The following is a 21,224-nucleotide window of genomic DNA, read 5'->3' as shown; positions in this document are numbered from 1 at the left end:
GCCAACGGCCGCCATCTGCTGCTACTTGAGATAGTTGTGCACGACCTTGCCGGGCGCCAGCATGAAGTTGCCTAGCGTATGGCGCACTGACACGATCTCGCGAACGGGCAGCGCGGCGATCGGGACCGCCTCGTGATCGAACAGCTCGAGGCTCGCGGCCCCCGCCCAGGCTTCCTTGAGCTCTACCGTCGAATATTCGAACCTTACCAGTTCGGCAATACGCGCTGTCTTGCCGTCCACATCGGGAATGACTTTGAGAACAACCCCGGGAGTGCGCATGGCCGCCGCCGCTTGCGCCAGGTCGACCTCCTGGTACTTGTAGGCCATGCTGGCCCTGGCCACCAACGTGCCGTCGTACTCGAGCGTGCCGACATAAGATTCATTGTTTTGCCCAACACGAGGATGGCCGTATTTCTTGGGCAATCCCCAGACCTCGCGGCCCAGCATGATGGCGGTGACATTCTCGGCCACCATGAGCGGGCGAAAACTGACAGCCTCGTCCCCCAGAAAACAAGCGATGCTCTGGGCGAACTCGTAGTAGTCGCCGATCCCAGGCGCAACCATCCAAAGGAATGAAAGGCTGACGAGCGGGTCCTTGACCATCAATGGTTCAGGCACCATTGCCCGCGCGAGCTCGACATCGGTGCGATAAGTTATCGTCAGTGACGGGCGGTCCAGAAACCAACTTGGTGGTTGCGGGTAAGCCGGCGAAACGACTGGCATCGCATAAGCCTTTTGACGAACGCTTTCAGGCGTCCATGGCGTGTCGGCGGCAGAATTCGGAAGATAGAGCCCGCCCGACGAGCGAGTGGAGAGCTGCGTGCCATTGAGCGACTGGGCGAGCAAGGGTGACGAAGCGGCCACAAGCCCGATGCCTGCCGTCAGTAAAACCTGCCTACGTGAAAGATCAACTGGACAGTTCATGACTGTTGCCTCCAAGCGATAGTTTAGAAACAGCGGGTCGTTACAGCGCCAGAGGAATGGCTTCCTCAACTGAGTTGAGTGTTTTTATTGCGGCCAGCTAGCCAAATTGTTTTTTACCCAGGGATTGAAACCACGTGGCGTTATCCCAATAGGCCTTCATCGCCAGAATCAGGCCGTCGTCAGCAAGGCCAAGAATGAAGACATGAGGCAGCTCGAAGCTGCGCCCCAGGTTTTCAATGCCAAATGCATCCTTCGCCTGAGTACCGCGAATAGTCACTTCGACTACAATCGTTTGTGCCTGCTCATCAACATAGCGCGCAGTCACCTGATTATTCAAATCGGGAAATGCATCAATCAGTGCCCCCCATATTTCAAGACCAGCGACATGTACCGGTCCCTCCAGGCCAATGGGAACATAATCAATTCGACCCTGTGGAGAGAAACAGGCCAGCATGCCTTGAAGGTCATGAGCGTTATAACGCGAGAAAAAGTGTTTAGCGATGCCTAGGGATGTTTGCATCTCAATCTCCTCGATTCATCAGCCGACCTATTGGTCAATACCGATTTCAAGCGCCTCCATTTTTCTACAGCATCCTTGGCTGGTTCAATTAAGCTATCGTTCCCATACGTCTGACTGCTCTTTCTTTACCATTTCTTCAGCACTGACTGGTCGAACAGTACGATAGCTGGGCTTGTCCTGTTCAATCACCGCAGTGATCGCATTGATCATCTCGGCAGGATCATGCTGACGATTGAGCTCACGCACCGGCCAATGAGCGACAACCCTGTCACCCTGGTCCCACCACTGGTCCATGCTCTCCATGCCCGTGTCATTGAAGCCCGTGCGGTACGCACCTGGGTTGACCGTCACTACTTCGACGCCGTAAGGCATCAGTTCATCGTGCATTGCCGAACAGATGCCTTCGACCGCATGCTTGGAGGCGGCATACGCCCCATCGAAAGGCACTTTGACTAACCCGGCCACCGACGACGTCCAGACGATCCGCCCATGGCCGCGCTGGACCATCCCCCGAGCAAAGCCTTGCGCCAACTCAAGGGCGGCAAATACGTTGGTCTCAAAAACCGAACGAAACACTGACATTGGTATTTCGATAATGGGACCCGACTCCATGATGCCCGCATTGTTGAACAAGACATCGATTTCGATTGCCAGCGCATGTTTGCGGTCAATCTCGTTGAGGACATCAAGTTTGATAACCTGCATCTCAATCCCGGCCAACAACGCAGCGTTGCGCAGCTCCCACACCTGCGGCCATATCTGGCATCCAGCGATCACCTGGTGCCCACGCTCCGACAGCGCCCAGGCCACGCCTCTTCCAAAACCGGTTGCCGCGCCTGTCACCAGCACTTTTTTACCCATCATGTTGGTCTCGACCATGACCAAGGTCGCCGTTGCGAATAGCGATCTTGATCGCTTGAGCAGTTGTAGCGACACCAAGACGGCGCCGCGCCGCACGAAGAGGGTTCTCCACAGTACGCTCCGACCAGCCCGGCGTCACCGCAATATCAGCATGCCGTGAACCCGCAGCCGTACAAGTCAACACCTCGCGCTCGCGAACGGAAAGCTGTCGGACACCTCCAGCATGGGGCGTTTCCAGCCATCGGCGAGCGGCATTGAAAGCATCGGTGGCCAATACCAGACGAGCGTCGGGGCTGCTATCTACTTGATTGCCACCCAGGCCGGAATCATTGCCCTGCGGCCTCTTTCAACAGTTCAGCCGCCGCCAGCTTGCCTAGAGCGTTACCCGCCAACGGACTGTCGCCGGTCAGCAATTTACGGTCCTTATGCACCGCTCCAGAAATATCTTTGTTAATTATCTCAAGGCCCAACGCCTCTAGTTTTTCACCAAACTTCCAGGTCAAGTGACCCGGCATATAGCCAATGTCCGGCGTTTTCGCATCCAGGTCGTCAGGGAACGCACAAATCTTGTACCCGTTGAAAATATAGTTTTCTCGCCCCCCACCCAAACCTGCAGCAATAAGCGCAGCCGGGCCATGACACAACGAAATCACAAACTTGTCATTCTTGGACGCCCACTCAAGCACCTTTTTAACATCGGGACTTTCGGGCAACCCGATCAGTGCGCCGTGGCCACCGGGAATAAACACGCCGATGTAATCGGAATCGTCACCCAGTGCCTGATCGATTACTTCAGCCAGTTTTTTGGGCTGTTTAAACTTATCGCGATATTTAGCGTACAGCCCCTTCACTTCGACGTCTTCTGATGGCATCGCCCAGAACTCGAACTTGACCGGATTGCCAGACAAGGTCGCAATGTCGAATTTGAACCCTGCTTTATCCAGATGATACATCGGCAGCAGCGTCTCAACAGGGTGATTGCCTGTAGAGAACATGGTGCCATTATCGGTCAACAGATAACGCTCGTCAGCGCCGATGACCAGTACCTTCCACCGGCCACCTTTATAGGGCGCAGGATAGTCGGCACCACTGAGATCGGATTTTGGCGAGGTGAACTGGCTTAGCGAATAAGGCGAGGGGAAAAACGCATTGTCCTCTGCGGGATCTTCGGTTGGGCGCTTGTCTTCAGCTTGCGCATTAGTCATGGCTTACTCCGTCGTGGCTGGCAAAATACGATGTTCATCCTAGGGGGCCACCCATCCCGACAGCAATGAGGGTTTTCCCCTAACCAGACAGCTCCTCAACTGAGATTCAGATTGAAATTTTAGTGCAGCATCAAGGCGGGTGGAATAACCCGACCGATGGCTTCGATCACCCACCTTCGACCTGTACGGAAGGCTGATACCAGGTGTCCAGTCCCGGAGAGTCATGGTGCATATGCGCCAGCAGAAGGTACGCTTGACCCCGTGGCCGCTAGGCATGCGTTAACACCACCGGCAAGCATCAAAGCCAGCCCCGATGCGGTGGCGCCAAACCAGGCCGTCAAGCCGACAGCATTCCATGTGGGCTCCCCTCCGAACGCAGCTACATCAGAACGTGCAAAAAGAATCCGCGCAAATGCCACATCGACCCAAGCCACTACAAAGATGCCTTGGCAGGACAACGCCTTGAGCAAGTATGCGAACACATCCGCAAGCACCGCCGATAGAGCAGCCATATGCATGAACCCCAGAGCCAGCCAGAGGTTGCAGCGCGGGCAGCCGCCCCCGCACCGAAGTGCGGCGTTGGCTTGCCTTTTTGGCTTTGCCCACGCGGTGCGGCGGGCGGATCAGGTAGGGAACAGCTTGCTCAGACAGCTGAGTTTTTTCTTGTAGGAACGTCGGGCTTGCAGCGCCTCTTCCAGCGTCACCGCGACGAAACGGGCCTTCTGGTTGGGTTGCATCTGCCCGACCAGATCGAGGTCGGCGCTGATCACCGTGCCGATCATCGCGTAGCCGCCACCGGACACAGCATCGCGGTGCAGAACGATGGGCTCGAGCCCTGCCGGCACCTGGATCGAGCCGATCGGGTAGCAGCTGTCGACGATGTTCGAAGGATCGGAGCCGGCGCCGAACGGCTGCTCGCGAGGCTGGAAGCTCAGCGGACTGCCACCCTTGAAGCGATAGCCGATGCGATCTGCCTCCGAGCCGACGGTCCAGGCTTCGGCGAAAAAGCTGTCCGCCGCCGCCAGGGTCAAGCGCTCGTAGTACAGCCCCGGCACCACCCGCAGGGTGATCTCCCCTCCCAGCGACTGACGCAGCGCCATGGGCAGACTCGCCCCGACACGACCCTTGCCGCTGTCTATGCCTACCGGCAGTTCATCACCCATCGCCAGCCTGCGCCCCTGGAAACCACCCAGCGCCCCCAGCGCGTAGGTGGAACGACTGCCGAGCACCACCGGCACATCGATGCCGCCGGCCACCGCCAGATAGGCCCGCGCGCCAGCCTTGGGAAAATCGAAACGCAGCACCTGTCCGGCCTTCACGGCGAAGGCGGTGTCCAAGTGCATGTCCACGCCATCGACCTTCGGCGTCATCTGCGCGCCACATACCGCCACCAGGGCGTCCCGCTGAAATTCCAGCTCCGGCCCCAGCAACGTGCACTCCAGCGCCGCCGAATTGGCCGGATTGCCAACCAGCTGGTTGGCCGCGCTCAGGGCGTACTGGTCCAGCGCCCCGGAAGGCGGGATACCCAGATGGTAGTAGCCTTCGCGGCCGAGGTCCTGCACCGAGGTGGCCAGACCGGGTTTGAGTACCTTGATCATGCCAGCGCCTCCTGCAGCGACTTGGGATAGCCGATCGGGTCGGCGAGGAACGCATCGAGCGAGAACTCCACTGGACGGATGCGCAGATCGAAGCGCCCGGCTTCGACCTCGGCCACGGCGTGGTCATACGCTTCGCGGTCCATCGGCTTGAACTGCACGATGTCGCCGGGACGGAAGAACACCATGTGTTCCTTCAGGTACGCCAGGTTCTGCCGCGGGTCATAGATCGGTGCCGGGGTGACGCCAAACATCTGGTAGCCACCGGCACCGCGTACCGAGTAAATGCAACCGAAGCAGCCGCCATGGCCCAGGGTCAATTTCGGTGTGTCGGTACGCGGTCGCAGGTACTTGGGCACCTGCAACTGGCGTTCGCGCTCGACCATCTGGAACATGAACGGCAGGCCCGCCACGAAGCCCACCATCGAAACGAACCACGGCGCGCCACTGTGGGCGGCGATGAACGCCTCGACGTCGGCCAAGCCGTTGATGCGCGCGGCGTACTCCAGGTCCGTGGCGTTCGGGTCCTGGTGGCGGTCGCGAAAGCGCATCAGGGTTTCGTGGGTCCAGGGATCGTTGTAGAGCACCGGGATCTCGATGATCCGGGTGTGCAGGGTGCGCTCGGCCACGGCCTGGGCCTCGGCCCCCTTCACCGCTTCGAGCAGATCGGCCGGCGCGATGCGATCCGGGTCGAAGCGGACCTGGAACGAGGCGTTGGCCAGGCACACGTCGAGCACGCCATCGAGGGCCAAACGCTCCACCGCGCGGGTGACCGCCATGCCCTTGAAGAAGGCTTCAAGGGACATGCTGTCGCTGACTTCGGCGAACAGATGTTCGTCGGCGCCAAAGCTGTAGCGAATCGCACTGCTCATGCTGCACCTCCGCTGCGGCGCTCGGCCAGCCAGGTTTCCAGAGTACCGGTGTGGAAGTCGGCGCTGTGCAACCAGGGTTGCTCCAGCAGTTCGCCGTGCAAAGACAAGGTGCTGGCCATGCCGGTCAGCGTGGTCTGCTCGACCGCCAGCCGCGCGCGGGCCAGGGCTTCGCTGCGATCACGGCCATGAACAATCAGCTTGGCCAGCAGCGAGTCATAGTATGGCGGTACCCGGTAGCCTTCATACAGATGGCTGTCGACACGCACGCCCTCGCCTTGTGGCCAGTTCAGCGCTTGCACAAGCCCTGGGCTTGGGAAGAAATCCCGCGCGGGGTCTTCGGCGTTCAGGCGCATCTGCAGGGCTGCGCCGTTGATCGCGATATCGCTTTGCTTGAGTCCCAGTGGCTCGCCACCGGCAATGCGCAACATGGCCTGGACCAGATCGACACCGGTGATCAGCTCGCTGACCGGATGTTCCACCTGGATCCGTGTGTTCATCTCGATGAAGAAAAACTCACCGGTGGCGTCGTCGTACAGGTATTCAAGGGTGCCGGCGCCCTGGTATCCCAGCGCCTCGGTCAGGCGCACGGCGCTCGCGCACAGGGCCTCGCGCTGCGGCGCAGCGAGGACCGGCGACGGCGCTTCTTCGAAGATCTTCTGTCGACGGCGCTGCAGCGAACATTCGCGCTCGAACAGGTGCACCGCATGCTTGCCGTCGCCCAGCACCTGCACTTCGATATGCCGGGCCTTGCCGATGAAGCGCTCCAGATACACCGCGCCATTGCCAAAGGCGGCCTGGGCTTCGCGCTGGGAACGGGGGAATTCTTCGCGCAACTGTCGCGGGTTTTCCGCCAGGCGAATGCCGCGTCCGCCCCCTCCGGCCGAGGCCTTGATCAGCAGCGGGAAGCCGACGGATCTGGCGGCCTCGACCGCCGCCTCCACATCGAACAGTTCATCGGCAGAACCGGGCACCACCGGCACGCCCGCCGCTTGTGCGGTGCGTCGGGCCTCGGCCTTGTCACCCATGCGGCGGATGGTCTCGGGGCTTGGGCCGACGAAGATCGCTCCGGCGGCGAGTACCGCTTCGGCGAATTCGGCGTTTTCCGAAAGAAAACCGTAACCGGGGTGGACCGCGTTGGCCCCGGTGGCCTTCAGGGCAGCGAGCAAGGCCTCGACATTGAGGTAGCTCTTGTCAGCGCGGGCCGGACCGAGGATGTGCACTTCGTCGGCCATGCGCGCGGCCTGGGAATCGACGTCTGCTTCGCTGCACGCCGCCACGGTTGGAATCCCCAGCGCTTTCGCGGCGCGGATGATCCGCACGGCGATCTCGCCACGGTTGGCGATCAGCAGTTTACCAATGCCTTGGGTCATGGTCGTGCCCTCACGCGTCTTCGAGTGTCGCGATGACCTGACCCGGCTCCACCGGATCACCGTCTTCGACCAGAAACGCGTCCAGGCGCCCTGCCGTACCCGCGGTCAGTTCGGAAAACTGCTTCATGACCTCGATCAGGCCAATCACCGTGTCGGCTCTGACGTTGGCACCGGCCTCGACGTAGTTCGGCGACTCCGGGGTGGCCTTGCGGTAGAAAGTCCCCGGCAACGGGGTGATGACGGTGTGCTGCGCCATGTCTGTTCCTCTTGGAATAGTTGTAGAAAGGCAGGCAAGTAATCTGTGTGGCGAATAAGCCCTGGCGTCTGCGTGCCAGGTGTCTTCGGTGGCTTTATCGCGGTGCGCGCACCTTGATCCCCGCGCCATCGAGCGCGTTGCGGGTGGCCTCGACCAGCGCCAGGGCACCGGGTGTATCGCTGTGCAGGCAGATGGAGTCGAACTCGATCGCCAGGTCTTCACCTTCCACCGTGCGCACCACGCCTTGCTGACAGGCGCGCAGTACCCGCGCGGCTACTTGCGCGGGGTCGTAGGCACGCACATTGCGGGTGAAGACGATGGAGCCGCTGATGTCGTATTCGCGGTCGGCATAGAACTCGCGGATCACCGGTTGGCCGAGCGCCCTGGCGATACGCCAGATCGTCGAGTCGGGCATGCAATACAGCAGTAGTCCAGGCTCCAGGCGCTGCAGGTTTTCCACCAGCAAGCGCGCCGCTTCTTCGTCCCGGGCCAGGTGCATGTACAGCGCGCCGTGAGGTTTGATGTGTTGCAGGGCCACGCCTTGAACTCGGGCGAGCTCACGCAGGGCGCCCAGCTGATACAGCATGTCGTCCACCAGCTCCTGGGCCGATGCATTGATGTGGCGGCGGCCGAACCCGACCAGGTCGCGAAAGCCCGGATGGGCGCCGACGGCCACGCCCAGGCGCTTGGCCTGCTCGACTGTACGCCGCATGGTGCCGGGGTCGCCGGCATGGAAACCGGTGGCGATGTTGGCCGAGCTGATGAAGCCCATCAGTTCGCTGTCGACGCCGTCGCCGATAGTCCACGGACCGAAGCCTTCGCCCATGTCCGAATTGAAATCTACTGCCTGCATGACACTCGCTCCTGACGCTTGTGACTTCATGCAGAGCACGTTAGATTCCTGCCACCCCCTTGGGAAGATCTATTATCGGAGGGGATATCTTCTGAAAATCAGATACCTCCTCAAGCGGAGCGTTCCATGTCACTGACCCTGCGCCAGGTTCGCTATTTCGTCGCCACCGCCGAGATCGGGCAGATCTCCCAAGCGGCGATTCATCTGAATATTTCCCAGTCGGCGGTGACCACGGCGATCAAGGAGCTGGAGGGCATGCTCGGCACGCTACTGTTCCAGCGCTCGGCCCAGGGCATGAGCCTGACCGATGCCGGACGGCACTTTCTCAATCGGGCCTACGTGATCTTGCGCAGCGTCGACGACGCCCTTAACAGCCCGCTGCCGGACGTTCGCGCCACCGGCCTGCTGCGGGTAGCGGCCAGTTACACGGTGATCGGCTACTTCCTGCCGCACCACCTGCAACGCCTGCAACACTGGCACCCGGACGTGGCCATCGAAGTGCACGAACGGGAGCGCCAGGCCATCGAGCAAGGCCTGCTGGAAGGCGAATTCGACATGGCAGTGGTGCTGACCTCGAACCTGACCCACCCGGACATCGTCTCGAAAACCCTGTTCAATTCCGAGCGCCGGCTGTGGCTGCCCAGCCATCACCCCCTGTGCGAGCGCTCGGCCGTGAGCCTTGCCGACGTCACCCGCGAGCCCTTCATCCTGCTTACCGTCGACGAAGCCGAACAAAGCGCCATGCGCTACTGGGAACATGCCCAGCAGCAGCCCAACGTGCGGGTGCGCACCAGTTCTGTGGAAGCTGTGCGCAGCATGGTGGCCAACGGCAGCGGCGTGGCGATCCTCTCCGACCTGGTACACCGTCCCTGGTCGCTGGAGGGTAAACGCATCGAAACGGTGACCATCACCGACAAGGTCACCCCCATGAGCGTCGGCCTGGCCTGGCATCGCGAGCGGGAATTCAGCCCGGCGATGCACGCGTTCCACAATTACTTCCACGACGCATTTCTGGCCCCGCAACAACTTTCTGCGCGGCGCTGAAAGCAACGAAGGCATATTTGAGTGATGGGCACAGAGCGGCCCATCTTGTCCCCACGCTGTCCACGCTCACTGCCTGCCCTGACATCGAACCCGCTGCTCGGCGGTGTTCGACCTGAAGTACAACCACACTGCCGTAAGTAACAGTGCGAACAAAGGCAAGCCATGGAACAAGACAATGACCAGCGTCAGCGGCCATGACGAGTAGAAGGGGCCGACCAACAACATGCCGACGCCAAACCCAACCATCTGGCTCAACGTCAGCAAGCTGAACAGCGGCAGGCGAAGGCTCTGCGGCTCGCTCTGCGCTCGCGATATCAATGCCACCTCCGCCACCCCGTCACCCATCCCGGCCCACACGATGAATGCCAGTGCCCAATGCAATTCGCTTTGCTGAAACGTGACAATGAACGCGCTGGACATCAATGCGACCCCCAGCAAGAACGCTCGCTCCAAGCGTTCGCTGGCACGCCCCTGCAGCCGGCTACTGGCAAAGCGAGCCCCAATGAACTTGCCAAGGGCCCAGACCGCCAGCAGATAGCCCATCACGCGCGTCGACTCGCCGGGGTCGATATCCTCGGCCAGCAGTGGAAATCCCACGTTATGGGCCGCACTGCCCAAGGTGTCCAGCAAGCTGATCAGCAACATCACGGCCAGCACTGGCGCGCCACGAAGTCCTCGAACCAGCTCACGCCACTGGTCCGACAGCGTGCCACGCTCCTGCTGCGTTGACGGATACAGCACGGTCAGCGGTAGGATCAGGCCAGCAGCAACCACGTAGGTGATGACGTTCACCGTGAAGATCATCTGAAAGCCGCCAGCGGCCATGATCAGTCCGGAGCACAAGCTGCCCAGCACCGCGCCAGTCGCGCCCACGGATGTGAGCCAGGCATTGGTCGCCACTCGCTGGTCGGCCGCCACCCAGATGGGCAATTGGCTATTGAGACCGATGGCGAACAACGAATTGCCAAGGCCTATGCCAAAGGCAATGAATGGCAATAGCAGCAGTTGCTGAGCCGACGGCAAGAACAACAATGGCGTCAACAGCGACGCTCGGAACAAGTCCAGAAAAACCAGCGGCACGCGCCCAGTGAAGCGTTGGAACAACGCAACGCCGAGCAGGCTGGCCACGATGCCTCCGAAGACCCGGCAAGCGAGAAATACACTGACAGCGATTGCGCTTTGACTGAGCCAATAAACATAGGTGCTCAGCGCCACCATGTTGAGGAAGGCGCCAAAGTCCGAAATGCTTCTGGCAACGATGATCAAGCCGCGGTTTCGATTGGACACGTTCAACTCGTCATCGAGCGTCATGGCACGTCCCCCCCAAGATCATCAGGGAGGCAGCGCATGCCCACCACCAACATATCGCGCCACGCCGGCGCCGCACCGTCCACCTGACGCACTTCCCCGGCTCGGTGGTAGACCATGCGGTCGTGGACAACAAGGGTATCCAGGAACCTTTCCAGGGGCACGCTCAATACCCGACTTTGCACATCGTCGTTGGCATAGACCTCAGACAGCACCGGTTGTGCATTGGAGGTGCCGATAAAGTGCATCGACACCCAATCCAAGCCATCCTGGTGAATACCGGAGGTCGTCGGACTGCACGCATTGCCATCCGCCTTCACGCGAAACTGATGTATATCGATGCTGAAGGCGCGATCACCAAACTGAGCCACCGCCATGCCAATATCGACAGCCAGGATCTGTCGGGTGATGGCGTGGGAAATAAAACCCTCCTCGGCATAGGACAGGACATTGGTCCCCTTGCGATAGTCGACGGGGTAAATGACCGGCGAGATGAAATCAACCTCCTTGTTCAACCGCAGTCGCCCTCCTGGCAGCAAGTGGTAGCGCAAGATTCGCCGTTCGCGGTGGGTATAGGCCTTGTAAGCCTCGTCCCGTACCAGGTTTGACCAGTAACCGCGAAAGGACTGCGCCTCTGCTGGCCCAACTTGGATCCCCTCGCCGAAATCTGCGAGGTGGCAGTAATGTTTTTCTCTCAATTCCTCTGACGCCTGCTGGATATCCACGATTCATGCCTCGGCCAAAGGATGAATGACAGGTTTCAGGCACTTGCTGAAATGCTCATGCAGCGCGTGTGCATGCGCGGCATCATCGACACTCGCCCAGCACTTGAGCAGGTAGTGCTCCTCGATGTCGGCATTCAGATAACCGCCGCTCTCCTGTACGGCGTACTCCTCGACCCCATCGCAATCATCAAGATGCTCGAGGCCTTCGAACCCTTCGAAAGCGCCACTTTCTTCAGGGTAGATAGCCAGCATCGCGTAGCGCTGTCGCGACTGGCTTGCCTTGAGGGTATGCGCCTCGAGGTCCGGGCTCGCGGGAGGGTCGCCCAGCAGTAGCGCTATATAGAAGGCGTAGGGATCCATGCCGGCAAGATCGCGCAAGGCGGCATTGACGTACAAGCCGCCGAGCCTCGGGTTGATTTCAATCGCGACCGGCCCGTCCGCACTCATGCGGAATTCAAAGTGCACCATCGAGTTCGTCATCCCGACGGCGCGCAAGCAATCCTTGGCATATTGGCGGATGTCCTCGCACTGTGCCTCGGTGAACGAGACCGGCGGCGTGATCAGCAAGTTCTCGAGGATGGTGCCGCTACGCTCGGTCAGGATCAGCTTTTCATTGATCAGCATGGGGTGAATACGCTCGTCGACGATGGCGCACTCGACGGTTCCTTCTATCCCCTCGATATAGCCCTCAAGCAAGATGCTGCGACCCGGAATGTAGTCGCGCAGCGGTTCACCCTGCTCCGACAGTGTATGCGCGGCCCCGTAGAAATCGGCGCACGCAGCCTCACCATGCTGGTGCAGGTAGCGCGCGTAATGGGCGCTCAGTTCATCCCAGTTCGAACACTTCTTGATAAATACCGACGCGGCGCCGAATACCGGTTTGGCGATCAGCGGAAAGCCAATGCGCGCCGCCGCTCGAGCCAGCGACTGTTGATCATTGCAAAGTTCGAAGGGCACCGAGCGCAACTGCTGCTTTTGCAATGCCCGACGCATTAGGAATTTGTTATTGCAGGCGGCAATGGCGTCGGCACAGCTATGCACCAGACCGAGTTGCCTGGCGACTTGCGCGACGATGAGCCCGACTTGCCCACGCGCCGAAGCATGCCCGGCGTGGCAAAAAATAGCGCGAATCGTGTATTGACCGCCGAGGCGCTCGAGCAAATCCAGAAGATCGGTTTCGCTCAGCGTATCGAGGAAATAAACATCGTCACTGGTTTCGTAGAGGCGCTGCAATCGACCGTGTTCCGATAACGCCGCGGTCAGACACGTCAGGCCCCGCGCGCGCGCCGCCGCGAAGTGCGGTTCGGCGTAGCGATAGCGTCCATCAGGGCTATCGTCGACATCGACGAAGAGAATGGCATCTTGTTTCATGATTGTTTTTCGCTCCATCTCAAACGGCAGCCGTTTCGTCGTGCCAGGTGCACCATTGACCCTGCCAGTTCTTGAACCGGTAGTAACGTTGCCCTTCGCGCGTCGTAAAGTGCGGAAAATTTTCAGGCGCCTCGAGGTCCACTAGCGGCACCGTGAATTTCCCTTGCGCATGGGGCAGGACATATTCAGGCATGGCGATATTGGATATCCGTCGCTTTAACCGATTCATGAGTTCGACCGCGTTGCCGACCGTGGTCTTGTACGCCGACGCCCCCGGCGAGAACGGCATGAAGTGATACAGGTAATAGGGTTTCACACCCATGCGATAAAGCTCGATGAATAGGCGATGCAGGACGTCTTCACTGTCATTGACACCACGAATAAGGGGCATATTGGAAAACACGATCGGGACACTTTGCTGAATACGTTTTACCGCCTGCTTGAATTCAGAACTCAATTCAAGGGGATGACAGACATGCACACCGAATGCGTTGACCTGATACCTGGCGAACAACGACACCAGCTCATCCGTTACCCGGTAGGGGTTGAAGCTCAATGCGCGGGAGTGGATGCGAATAAGCAGATCGTCTCGAATGGAGCGCAAGGCATCCAGGCGCTCTTCCAACCTGCGGTCTGCCAGCATCAGCGGATCGCCACCGCTGAGAATGACCTCCTCGACGTTCGGGTTGTCGCGAATGTATTGAACCGTTTCCCGGAAGGAGTCGGTGTTGGCGTTGGCCTTTTCCGTGCTCAGTTCCAAGGTCCGCAGTGCCTCGAAACAAAATTGGCAATACGCGTTGCAGGTATTGGTCAGGCGAATGATGACGCGATTGTCGTACTTGTGCTGACAGATCGGCGTCTTCATCTCATGATCCAGCTCCCAGTTCTCGGAGACGCCATCATAGTCAGCCACGCCCTTTTCATCCCAAAATGGCACAACTTGCCGCCACAAGGGGTTCTGGGTGATAGGCTCATCCCTCAGCGACTTCCTGATCAAGTCCGCGTAATAGGGGGTAATCTGCATCTTGCGTTCTTGCAGGTTACGTTCGATGTTCGCCGTTACGTTCGCGTCCCAGCCTCCGCAGGCCTGGCGAAGTGCCAACTCATCACGTATGGCATTCTGCTGCTGCCAGCGCCAATCAGTCCAATTTCCGACTGGGTGAATAGTGCGCTCGAATACTGACATACCTCTGAAACCTCCAGTGAAAAATTGGCAAATGCTCTAAGCGTGATCGCCCGCACAACAAGAACGCTGCGCGAACGCCGCCACTGCGGCGATTGGGTCGCCGCGGCTGAAAAGTGTTGAGATATATGAGACTAGGGAAGCTAGGACTTGATCGGATCGAGCCAGCATTCAGGCGGAACCCGAACGCACTCAGAAGTTCTCTCCCCGTCGATCAACTGCTGCCAACAAACTGCAAACGAAAAATACTGGCTATCAGTACCCATGCACTTTATTTGTTGGCACACAGTGTTTCGCAAAAGTCCGCAGGGGGCATCGCCCTTCTCGTTGATCAACGAGTTTATCCATGCCCCCCTCTCAAGCTACTTGAGCTTGAATTGCGCATCTCCCGTGAGTTTAAACAGCAATTCAACGCCCTCGGGCCAGGGGCCGTACCCGGTCTGGCCATTGATATGGCCAGCCTTTTCCACCCAGACCAGTTCACTCCCCCAGTCCTGGCAGAAAGTCTTGGCCCGATCCTGGGTGACGTACGGATCATCCGTGCTCGCCACCATGATCGTTGGAAATGGCAGGCGTTGCGTCGACATCGGCACAAACCCTGACGTGCCTGGGGGATAGCTGGGCGCCTCGGTATCACTCGGCGCCACCAGCAATGCGCCACGTACCTTGCTCACCAGGGCAGACTGCTGCGCCCAGTGCGTGATCAAGGTACAAGCCAGGCTATGGGCCACCAGCACGACCTCTCCGTCGGCAGCGGCAATTTCCTGATCCAAGCGCGCGACCCAATCCTGCGCCACCGGCGTTTCCCAGTCCTGCTGCTCGACCCGATGCAAGCCCGAAAACTGCCGCTCCCACTGTGACTGCCAGTGTGTTTCACCCGAATTGAACAGGCCCGGCAAGATCAAAACCCTGACTGTCATCTTCCTTCTCCTTCAAGGCCATTCATACGCCACCAAAGAACCATTGGGCTGCAAAAAACGCCAGCACACCGATAAAACTCGACAGCAACATGCGCCGAGTCAGCAAAAACAGCACAAAGACTGCCACGCCCCCCAGCAAATAGGGGTTTTCCAGGCTGGTGTTGAGGGTTGTCCCGGTGGGTACCAGCATCGCCGGCAGCACCAGCGCTGCCAGTACCGCCGGTGGCACCGCGCCCAGCACGGTCTTGGCCAGCGCTGGCAGCTCGCGCTGCCCCCAGAGCACCAAGGGCAGATAACGCGGCAGGAAGGTGCAAAGGCCCAAGCCGAAAATCAGGATCCAGGTACTCATTTCACACCTCCTTGGCGCGACGCTTTTCCAGCATTTCACACAGCACGCCCATCACCGCCCCCGCTGCGGTTGCAACCAGCAACCCCAGGTTGTACGGCAACCCCACAAACAGCAGCGCGATCACCCCGGAACAGCTGACGATGGCCCAGACCTTCCAGTTGACCAGCGTGGAGGCCAGCATGGCGACAAACACTGCAATCATCGGGAAATCCAACCCGTGCTGAATCAGGTCGGGCAACGAGGCGCCAATGGCAATGCCGATCACGGTCGCCACCATCCAGGTCAGATACATGGCCAGGGAAGCGCCACAGTAGAACCATTGCCAGCCGGGATAGGCGTCCTGCTTTTTCTTGAAGCGGTCAAGCATCACGAAAAACACCGCGTCGATCATGCCGAAGGCCACCACCGCCCGCCAGCGCTGCGACAGGTAGCGAGTGCTTGAACGCAGCACCGTGCTGTAGATCAGCAACCGCAGGCTGAGCACCAAGCCGGTCAGCAACAACACCGACACCGCCGCATCCTGTTGCAGCAACTTGATCGCGATGAACTGCACGGTTCCGGAGTTCAGCACCATGGCCAGCGCCAGGGTCTTGGCCTCCCCCAGGCCGCTGGTCATGCCGAATGCACCGCCCAGCAGGCCCATGGGAAACGCCGAGACCAGGAATGGCGTCATGGCCCTCGCCCCGGCAACCAACTCCTCGCGCCGGTCGGGCACGGAGTTGGCATCAAGATCGGCTGCTGCAACTGCGACCGCCGCGTCCTGTACAAAAGACTCTTTGTTGGTCATGTCGATTCCTTATGAAGCAGTACGCGGGGTGTCTGCCTGGATCGCACCGATGATCACGGCAGCGACCGCCTCTGGGCGAGTCCGGCAGAAGTAATGCCCACCGTCCTCGATGACGTTCAGGGAAACGTCGTCGCTGAACAGGTTCCAGCGTTGGTAGCGCTGCGAATAGTCCGGGGTCATGCTGTCATCGTGAGTCACCACCACCGTGAGCGGTGCCGCCAGGCGGTGGGCGTTCCACGCTTGCTCGGCATCCGCCAGGTAGAGATTGGCCACCGTGGCATCGTGACGGAAGGCGCGGATCAAGGTTGTCGACTGCTGCTCACTCATCTGCGCCAGTTCCTGGTAGCCGGTCTCGCCGACCATCCAGTCCAGCACCTGCTCATGGGACAGCGCCTGAGTCTGGGCTACGCGCTGACGAGTCACCTCGGCGCTGTCCAGCAGCTTGCCAGCGACAAACACCCGGCTGATGGGCCGGCCGAGCCCTTCGAGGATCCTGGCGGTTTCCAGCATCAGCGCCGCCCCTACGCAATGGCCCCAGAACAGCAACGGCACGGACGGCGATGCTTGCTCGATGGCCCGGGCGACGCGTTGCGCGGCCTCGCGCACATCCAGCAGCGGCTCATCGGCACGGGTGATATCGTGCCCCGGAAGCTCGACCGCGAAGATATCCCGCTCGCGCCCGTCCGCCATCAGGGCCTGCCCGAGGTCACGGAAGTTGATGGCGTTGCCACCCGCATAAGGGAAGCACACCACGGCGACGCTGGCATCGCTGCATGGCGGCGTCAGGCGCTGCAGCAAGCCCTGGGCATTGCCGGCCCCCTCATCAATGGCCTCGGCCAACGGCTTGAGCGTGGAATGACGCATCAGGTTGGGGATGGAGATCAAGCCGTCGGACACCAGGGCCACGCGGATCGCGGCCAACGAGGTGCCTCCCAGCTCGAAGAAGTTGTCGTCCACCGTGATGCTCTGCACCGGCACGCCCAGAACTTCTGCCCAGACCTGGGCAATACGCCGCTCGGTGGCTGACTCTGGCGCCTGTGGCGCCCCGCTCTGCCCGGTGATTGCAGGCTTGCTCGCCCGCGAGAACGTCATGGCCTCGATGGCCCTGGCCTGGTTCAACAACCGCGCCTGCTCAGGACTCGGCAGCGCGATCGCGTCATGCCGGGCGTGCATGTCAAGGGTCATCAACTCGAACGCCTGGCGGTAGTAACTGCCCATCTGTTCGATGTACTGCGCACTGAAGACATGATCGTGATAATGCAGGCTGAGCCGGACATCATCGGTGGAGAAATGCCGGGAGAATTCGGCCCGCAGGACAAACTCGGTTTCGGAGTTGGCGCGCACGTCCAGCAGGTCGAACTCAGGCAGGCTCTCCAGGTCCTTGAGCAGGTAGAAGTGGGTGTAGTTGAACGCCGTTTCGAACAGTGCTTGCTGAGTGCCCATGTCTTGCTTGATCTGGGCCATCGGGTAACGACGATGCGGCAACAGGTCCGTTTCCGCGTTGTACACCTGCTGGATCAATTGCGCCCAGGAGCCCTCGGCAATCTTCACCCGCAACGGCAGGGTGTTGAGGAACAGGCCAATGGCCCGCGTCGCCCCCTCCACTTCCGGGCGGCCGCTGTGCTCATAGCCCACCAGCACGTCGTCATCGGCGGCCAGTTCGCTGAGGACTTTCAAGTGTGCGGTCATCAGCACGGTCTTGACCGGCACATGCAGGGCGTCGGCCAGGGCAATGATGCGCTCCGACAGCATGCTGTCGATCTTGACTTCATGGAACACCACCGACAGGCCCGAGGTGGGCGCTTCGGGTTGCAAACGCGGCACTTGAGTAAACCGCGCGCCCTCCATCAGCTTGTGCCAGAACTGGCGATCGGCTTCGCTGGCCAGGGACTGCTGCTCCAGCCCCATGTAATTACGCAGGTGGTTATCCACCAGCGGCTTGTCGTAGGCATTGCCCTTGAGCAAGCTGTAGTAGATTTCAAAAAGCTGCGTGTGAACCAGCGTAATGCTCCAGCCGTCCAGGGCCGAGTTGTGCTGACTGAGCACATAGCGGTACAGATTGTCGCTCAGTACATGCACATGCAGCCGCACCAGCCCGGCGTTTTCCCAGACAAACCGGTGGGCCTTTTCATCCTCGAGCCATTGCTGGTACCACTGCTCCTGCGCATGCTCATCCATGCCACGCAGGTCTGCCATGGTCAACGGCAACTCCACGTCCCGATTGACCATCTGAATGAACTGGTCATACCCGGACAAGTGATAGCTGGTGCGGAAAATCGGATTGCGCTGCACCAGAATCCGAACGGCCTGCTCGAATACCGCCAGATCGATCGCACTCTTGATCGTATAACTGATGATGTCGTGATACTGCGCGGTGCCAAAGCTGAGTTCGTTCTGGAAGATCAGCCCCGCTTGCAGCATGGACAGCGGGTAGGCGTCTTCGGCGCTTGAAGGCAGGCGGTCGCGATCGGCCTGGGTCAGCAACTCATAAGGCTCGAAGGTATGGCGGGCCTGCTCACCGACACTGCCTGACGTCAGCCCTTCCACCAGCTTGGCAATCGTTGGCCGGGCAAAGAAGTCCTGGAACGTGAAGTCCAGCCCTTGGCTGCGTGCCCGGCCGAGGATGGTCACGAAGTGGATGGAATCTCCCCCCAGCGCAAAGAAGTTGTGATGCACACCAATCGGGCGCACACCCAGCACGTCTTCCCAGATCGTTACCAGCAACGCCTCGCAGGCATTGCGCGGCGCCACATATTCGGTGTCGTCGGCTTTTGCCAGCAGCGGATCGGGCAAGGCCTTGCGATCAAGCTTGCCGCTCGGGGACAAGGCAAAGGCGTCAACGATGGTCAAGTGCGTCGGCACCATGTACTCCGGCAAAAATTGCCCGAGGAAACCGCGCAGGTGCGTCAAGTCCAGTGTCTGCGGCGCCTCGATGTAGCCGCACAGCGATTGGGTCTCACCGATCTGGCGAACCACTACCACCGCCTCGCGCACCTCGGGGAAGTCCCGCAGGCGGGTTTCGATTTCCCCCAGCTCGATACGCAGGCCACGCAGCTTGACCTGGTTATCGATACGCCCCAGGTACTCGATTTCGCCGCTCGGCAACCAGCGCGCCAGGTCACCGGTACGGTAGATGCGCCCTTGCGCGTCCGTTGGTCGCTCGACAAAGCGTTCGGCAGTCAACGCCTCACGCTGATGATAACCACGCGCCAGGCCGGCACCGGCAATGCACAGCTCCCCCGGCACGCCCACCGGCAACGCCTTGAGGTTGGCGTCCAGAATGTGCAGGCGGGTGTTATCGATGGGCTTGCCGATCGGTACCAAGTGGCTCAAGTTGCGCCCGCAACAATTGAAGTACGACACGTCCACCGTGGCTTCAGTCGGCCCGTACAAGTTGATCAAGGCCGTTGCGTGAGCGTCGAACAGCAGCGTTTCAAACAGCCGTACCTGATGCACGCTCAGCGCTTCACCGCTGGCAAACACCTGGCGCAGGCTCGCCAATCGGGTGCTGGCCTGAGTGCTTTGCACATAACCAAGGAACGCGTTCAACATAGAAGGCACAAAGTGCAGGGTCGAGACCCGATGGGCCTCGATGGTGTTGACCATCGCTTGCGGATCACGCTCGGCGCCCGGCGCCAGCAGACAGACCGTCGCACCCTCGATCATCCACCAGAACAATTCCCACACCGATACATCGAAGGCAATGGGGGTCTTCTGCAAAATCACATCGCCAGGGCCGATGGGATAGGCGCGCTGCATCCAGGCCAGGCGATTGACCACCGAGTGGTGCTCAACCATGACGCCCTTGGGTTGCCCGGTGGAGCCGGAGGTGTAGATGACATAGGCCAGATTGCGCGAGTCGCCCACCACAGGCAGGGCCTGGTCGTCAGCGGCATACGCGCTGGCATCATCCAGGTCGATGAGCTGCTGGGTGCGCTCCTGGGAGGCACTCAACAAATGCGTCTGCGCCAGGATCAGACGGGCGCCGCTGTCATTGAGCACATAGTCGATGCGTGACTGGGGGTAGTTCGGATCAATCGGCAAGTACGCCCCGCCAGCCTTGATGACCGCAAGAATCGCCACCAGCATTTCGTTGGAGCGCTGGGCGACCACCGCCACCACCTGGTCACGGCAGACGCCCCTGCCGACCAGGGTACGGGCCAGTTGGTTGGAGCGCTTGTCCAGCTCGGCAAACGTCATCTCCCCGTGGTCCGAGACCACCGCGACGGCATCGGGGCGCAGGCTCACCTGACGGGCGAACAGCGTTTCGAGTCTCACGTTCTGGTCGTAGGCCTGCTCGGTGGCATTGACGGTGGCCAGGAAATCCACGTCATGAGGCGTCATCAGATCCAGATCCGCCAGCGGCGCTTCAGGCGCTTGCAGGGCCTGGGCAAGGAGCTCCTCCAGGTGCATGGCCAGCCAGCGCAGCGTGGTCGCCTCATACAAGCGCGCATCAAAGTGGATAGCCAATTCGACCTGTTCAGCGGTGACGGTGAAACTGAACAGCATTGCGAGATTCAGACGCTGCGCAAGGCTTGGTTTTTCTGGGTGGGCGATCTCCACCGCCACGTCGAAGAACGGGCTCTGGCCTTCGGCCTCAGGCAGCGAGAACTCTTCGGCAAACAGCTCGAGCGGGTAATCACTGTGCTCCATGGCACCCAGTACCCGGCTGCGCACCTGATCCAGCAACTGCTTGAAGCTGGTACCCGCCTCCAGGCTGGCGTGCAGCGGGAAGGCCAGGTTTTGCGAAGCGGCCAGGCGGGCCTCGAAGCTGGCCGGCAGGCCGACCACTAGCACCTCCCGGCGCGTGTAAACGTGCAGCAGCGCCATGACCGCCGACGTCAGCAGCACTTGCTGGCTGGCTTCATTGCCTCGGGTCACCTTGATGACATTGGCCGCGACCTCAGGACGTAACGTGAAGCGCGAGGCACTCTGGCGCGGCTCGCCATTGGCCGCCTTGTCCACGGCAAAACCGGTTCTACTCCAGTCCAGCTTGAACAATTCGCGCCAGTAACTGGCTTGTTTCGGGCGCTGGGCCGCGGCGACCTTGAGTTGACCAAGGGTTTCAATGGATTGCATGA

General features: G+C 60.3%; 19 protein-coding genes. 1 reads left to right on the top strand and 18 read right to left on the bottom strand.

Going from position 1 to position 21,224, the window contains the following annotated elements; translation table 11 throughout:
* Nucleotides 1–21 precede the first annotated feature (21 nt).
* From ACYUME_RS12770 to ACYUME_RS12725, 10 genes are all read right to left on the bottom strand, one after another.
* Complete coding sequence (locus ACYUME_RS12770) at nt 22–924, bottom strand: acetoacetate decarboxylase (RefSeq protein ID WP_460419185.1); 903 nt, start codon at nt 922–924, stop codon at nt 22–24.
* Nucleotides 925–1,021: 97 nt separating this feature from the next.
* Nucleotides 1,022–1,444, bottom strand: coding sequence for a nuclear transport factor 2 family protein (locus tag ACYUME_RS12765; RefSeq protein WP_279880065.1), 423 nt, complete (start codon nt 1,442–1,444; stop codon nt 1,022–1,024).
* Nucleotides 1,445–1,537: 93 nt separating this feature from the next.
* Nucleotides 1,538–2,323 carry an SDR family oxidoreductase gene (locus ACYUME_RS12760; RefSeq protein WP_279880068.1) on the bottom strand — a complete coding sequence of 262 codons (786 nt, stop codon included), beginning with the start codon at nt 2,321–2,323 and terminating at the stop codon, nt 1,538–1,540.
* The gene (locus ACYUME_RS12755; RefSeq protein ID WP_460419352.1) at nt 2,298–2,489 is read right to left on the bottom strand and encodes a helix-turn-helix domain-containing protein; all 192 of its coding nucleotides are present in this window, start codon (nt 2,487–2,489) and stop codon (nt 2,298–2,300) included. The genes ACYUME_RS12760 and ACYUME_RS12755 overlap by 26 nt, the downstream gene beginning before the upstream one ends.
* 142 nt (nt 2,490–2,631) lie before the next feature.
* A complete protein-coding gene (hchA, locus tag ACYUME_RS12750) occupies nt 2,632–3,510 on the bottom strand; it encodes a glyoxalase III HchA (protein ID WP_279880073.1) in 879 nt (292 codons plus the stop codon).
* A 623-nt stretch (nt 3,511–4,133) separates the two neighbouring features.
* Nucleotides 4,134–5,108 (bottom strand): 5-oxoprolinase subunit C family protein, encoded by a 975-nt coding sequence (locus ACYUME_RS12745; protein ID WP_460419183.1) that lies wholly within the window; start codon nt 5,106–5,108, stop codon nt 4,134–4,136.
* Nucleotides 5,105–5,977, bottom strand: coding sequence for a 5-oxoprolinase subunit B family protein (locus ACYUME_RS12740; RefSeq protein ID WP_460419181.1), 873 nt, complete (start codon nt 5,975–5,977; stop codon nt 5,105–5,107). The genes ACYUME_RS12745 and ACYUME_RS12740 overlap by 4 nt, the downstream gene beginning before the upstream one ends.
* A complete protein-coding gene (locus ACYUME_RS12735) occupies nt 5,974–7,347 on the bottom strand; it encodes an acetyl-CoA carboxylase biotin carboxylase subunit (protein WP_460419180.1) in 1,374 nt (457 codons plus the stop codon). The genes ACYUME_RS12740 and ACYUME_RS12735 overlap by 4 nt, the downstream gene beginning before the upstream one ends.
* A gap of 10 nt (nt 7,348–7,357) precedes the next feature.
* Nucleotides 7,358–7,603: an acetyl-CoA carboxylase gene (locus ACYUME_RS12730; protein ID WP_460419178.1), complete on the bottom strand. Its 246-nt coding sequence runs from the start codon at nt 7,601–7,603 to the stop codon at nt 7,358–7,360.
* A 94-nt stretch (nt 7,604–7,697) separates the two neighbouring features.
* Complete coding sequence (locus ACYUME_RS12725) at nt 7,698–8,456, bottom strand: 5-oxoprolinase subunit PxpA (protein ID WP_279880086.1); 759 nt, start codon at nt 8,454–8,456, stop codon at nt 7,698–7,700.
* A gap of 126 nt (nt 8,457–8,582) precedes the next feature.
* Between ACYUME_RS12725 and ACYUME_RS12720 the strand changes: the two genes are divergently transcribed.
* Nucleotides 8,583–9,500, top strand: a complete 918-nt coding sequence (locus tag ACYUME_RS12720) for a LysR family transcriptional regulator (protein ID WP_279880087.1) — start codon at nt 8,583–8,585, stop codon at nt 9,498–9,500.
* Between the two features lie 66 nt (nt 9,501–9,566).
* On the opposite strand, the gene ACYUME_RS12715 is transcribed toward ACYUME_RS12720, so the two are convergent.
* The 8 genes from ACYUME_RS12715 to ACYUME_RS12680 all read right to left on the bottom strand — a co-directional run bounded on the left by ACYUME_RS12715 (nt 9,567) and on the right by ACYUME_RS12680 (nt 21,222).
* Entirely contained in the window at nt 9,567–10,811 is a 1,245-nt protein-coding gene (locus ACYUME_RS12715; RefSeq protein ID WP_460419177.1) for an MFS transporter, read from the bottom strand.
* The gene (locus ACYUME_RS12710; protein WP_460419175.1) at nt 10,808–11,533 is read right to left on the bottom strand and encodes a 2OG-Fe dioxygenase family protein; all 726 of its coding nucleotides are present in this window, start codon (nt 11,531–11,533) and stop codon (nt 10,808–10,810) included. Before ACYUME_RS12710 ends, ACYUME_RS12715 begins: the two co-directional genes overlap by 4 nt.
* A gap of 3 nt (nt 11,534–11,536) precedes the next feature.
* Nucleotides 11,537–12,904: an ATP-grasp domain-containing protein gene (locus ACYUME_RS12705; protein WP_460419173.1), complete on the bottom strand. Its 1,368-nt coding sequence runs from the start codon at nt 12,902–12,904 to the stop codon at nt 11,537–11,539.
* 19 nt (nt 12,905–12,923) lie between these two features.
* Complete coding sequence (locus tag ACYUME_RS12700; RefSeq protein WP_460419171.1) at nt 12,924–14,090, bottom strand: KamA family radical SAM protein; 1,167 nt, start codon at nt 14,088–14,090, stop codon at nt 12,924–12,926.
* Nucleotides 14,091–14,449: 359 nt separating this feature from the next.
* Nucleotides 14,450–15,007: an RBBP9/YdeN family alpha/beta hydrolase gene (locus tag ACYUME_RS12695; protein ID WP_460419170.1), complete on the bottom strand. Its 558-nt coding sequence runs from the start codon at nt 15,005–15,007 to the stop codon at nt 14,450–14,452.
* 22 nt (nt 15,008–15,029) lie between these two features.
* Nucleotides 15,030–15,356, bottom strand: a complete 327-nt coding sequence (locus ACYUME_RS12690) for an AzlD domain-containing protein (protein ID WP_460419169.1) — start codon at nt 15,354–15,356, stop codon at nt 15,030–15,032.
* Between the two features lies 1 nt (nt 15,357).
* Nucleotides 15,358–16,143, bottom strand: coding sequence for an AzlC family ABC transporter permease (locus ACYUME_RS12685; protein ID WP_460419167.1), 786 nt, complete (start codon nt 16,141–16,143; stop codon nt 15,358–15,360).
* Nucleotides 16,144–16,152: 9 nt separating this feature from the next.
* Nucleotides 16,153–21,222 carry an amino acid adenylation domain-containing protein gene (locus tag ACYUME_RS12680; protein WP_460419166.1) on the bottom strand — a complete coding sequence of 1,690 codons (5,070 nt, stop codon included), beginning with the start codon at nt 21,220–21,222 and terminating at the stop codon, nt 16,153–16,155.
* Nucleotides 21,223–21,224: the final 2 nt, after the last annotated feature.

The sequence above is a fragment of the Pseudomonas sp. microsymbiont 2 genome (assembly GCF_054788395.1).
This window is presented reverse-complemented; position numbering and strand designations above follow the sequence as displayed.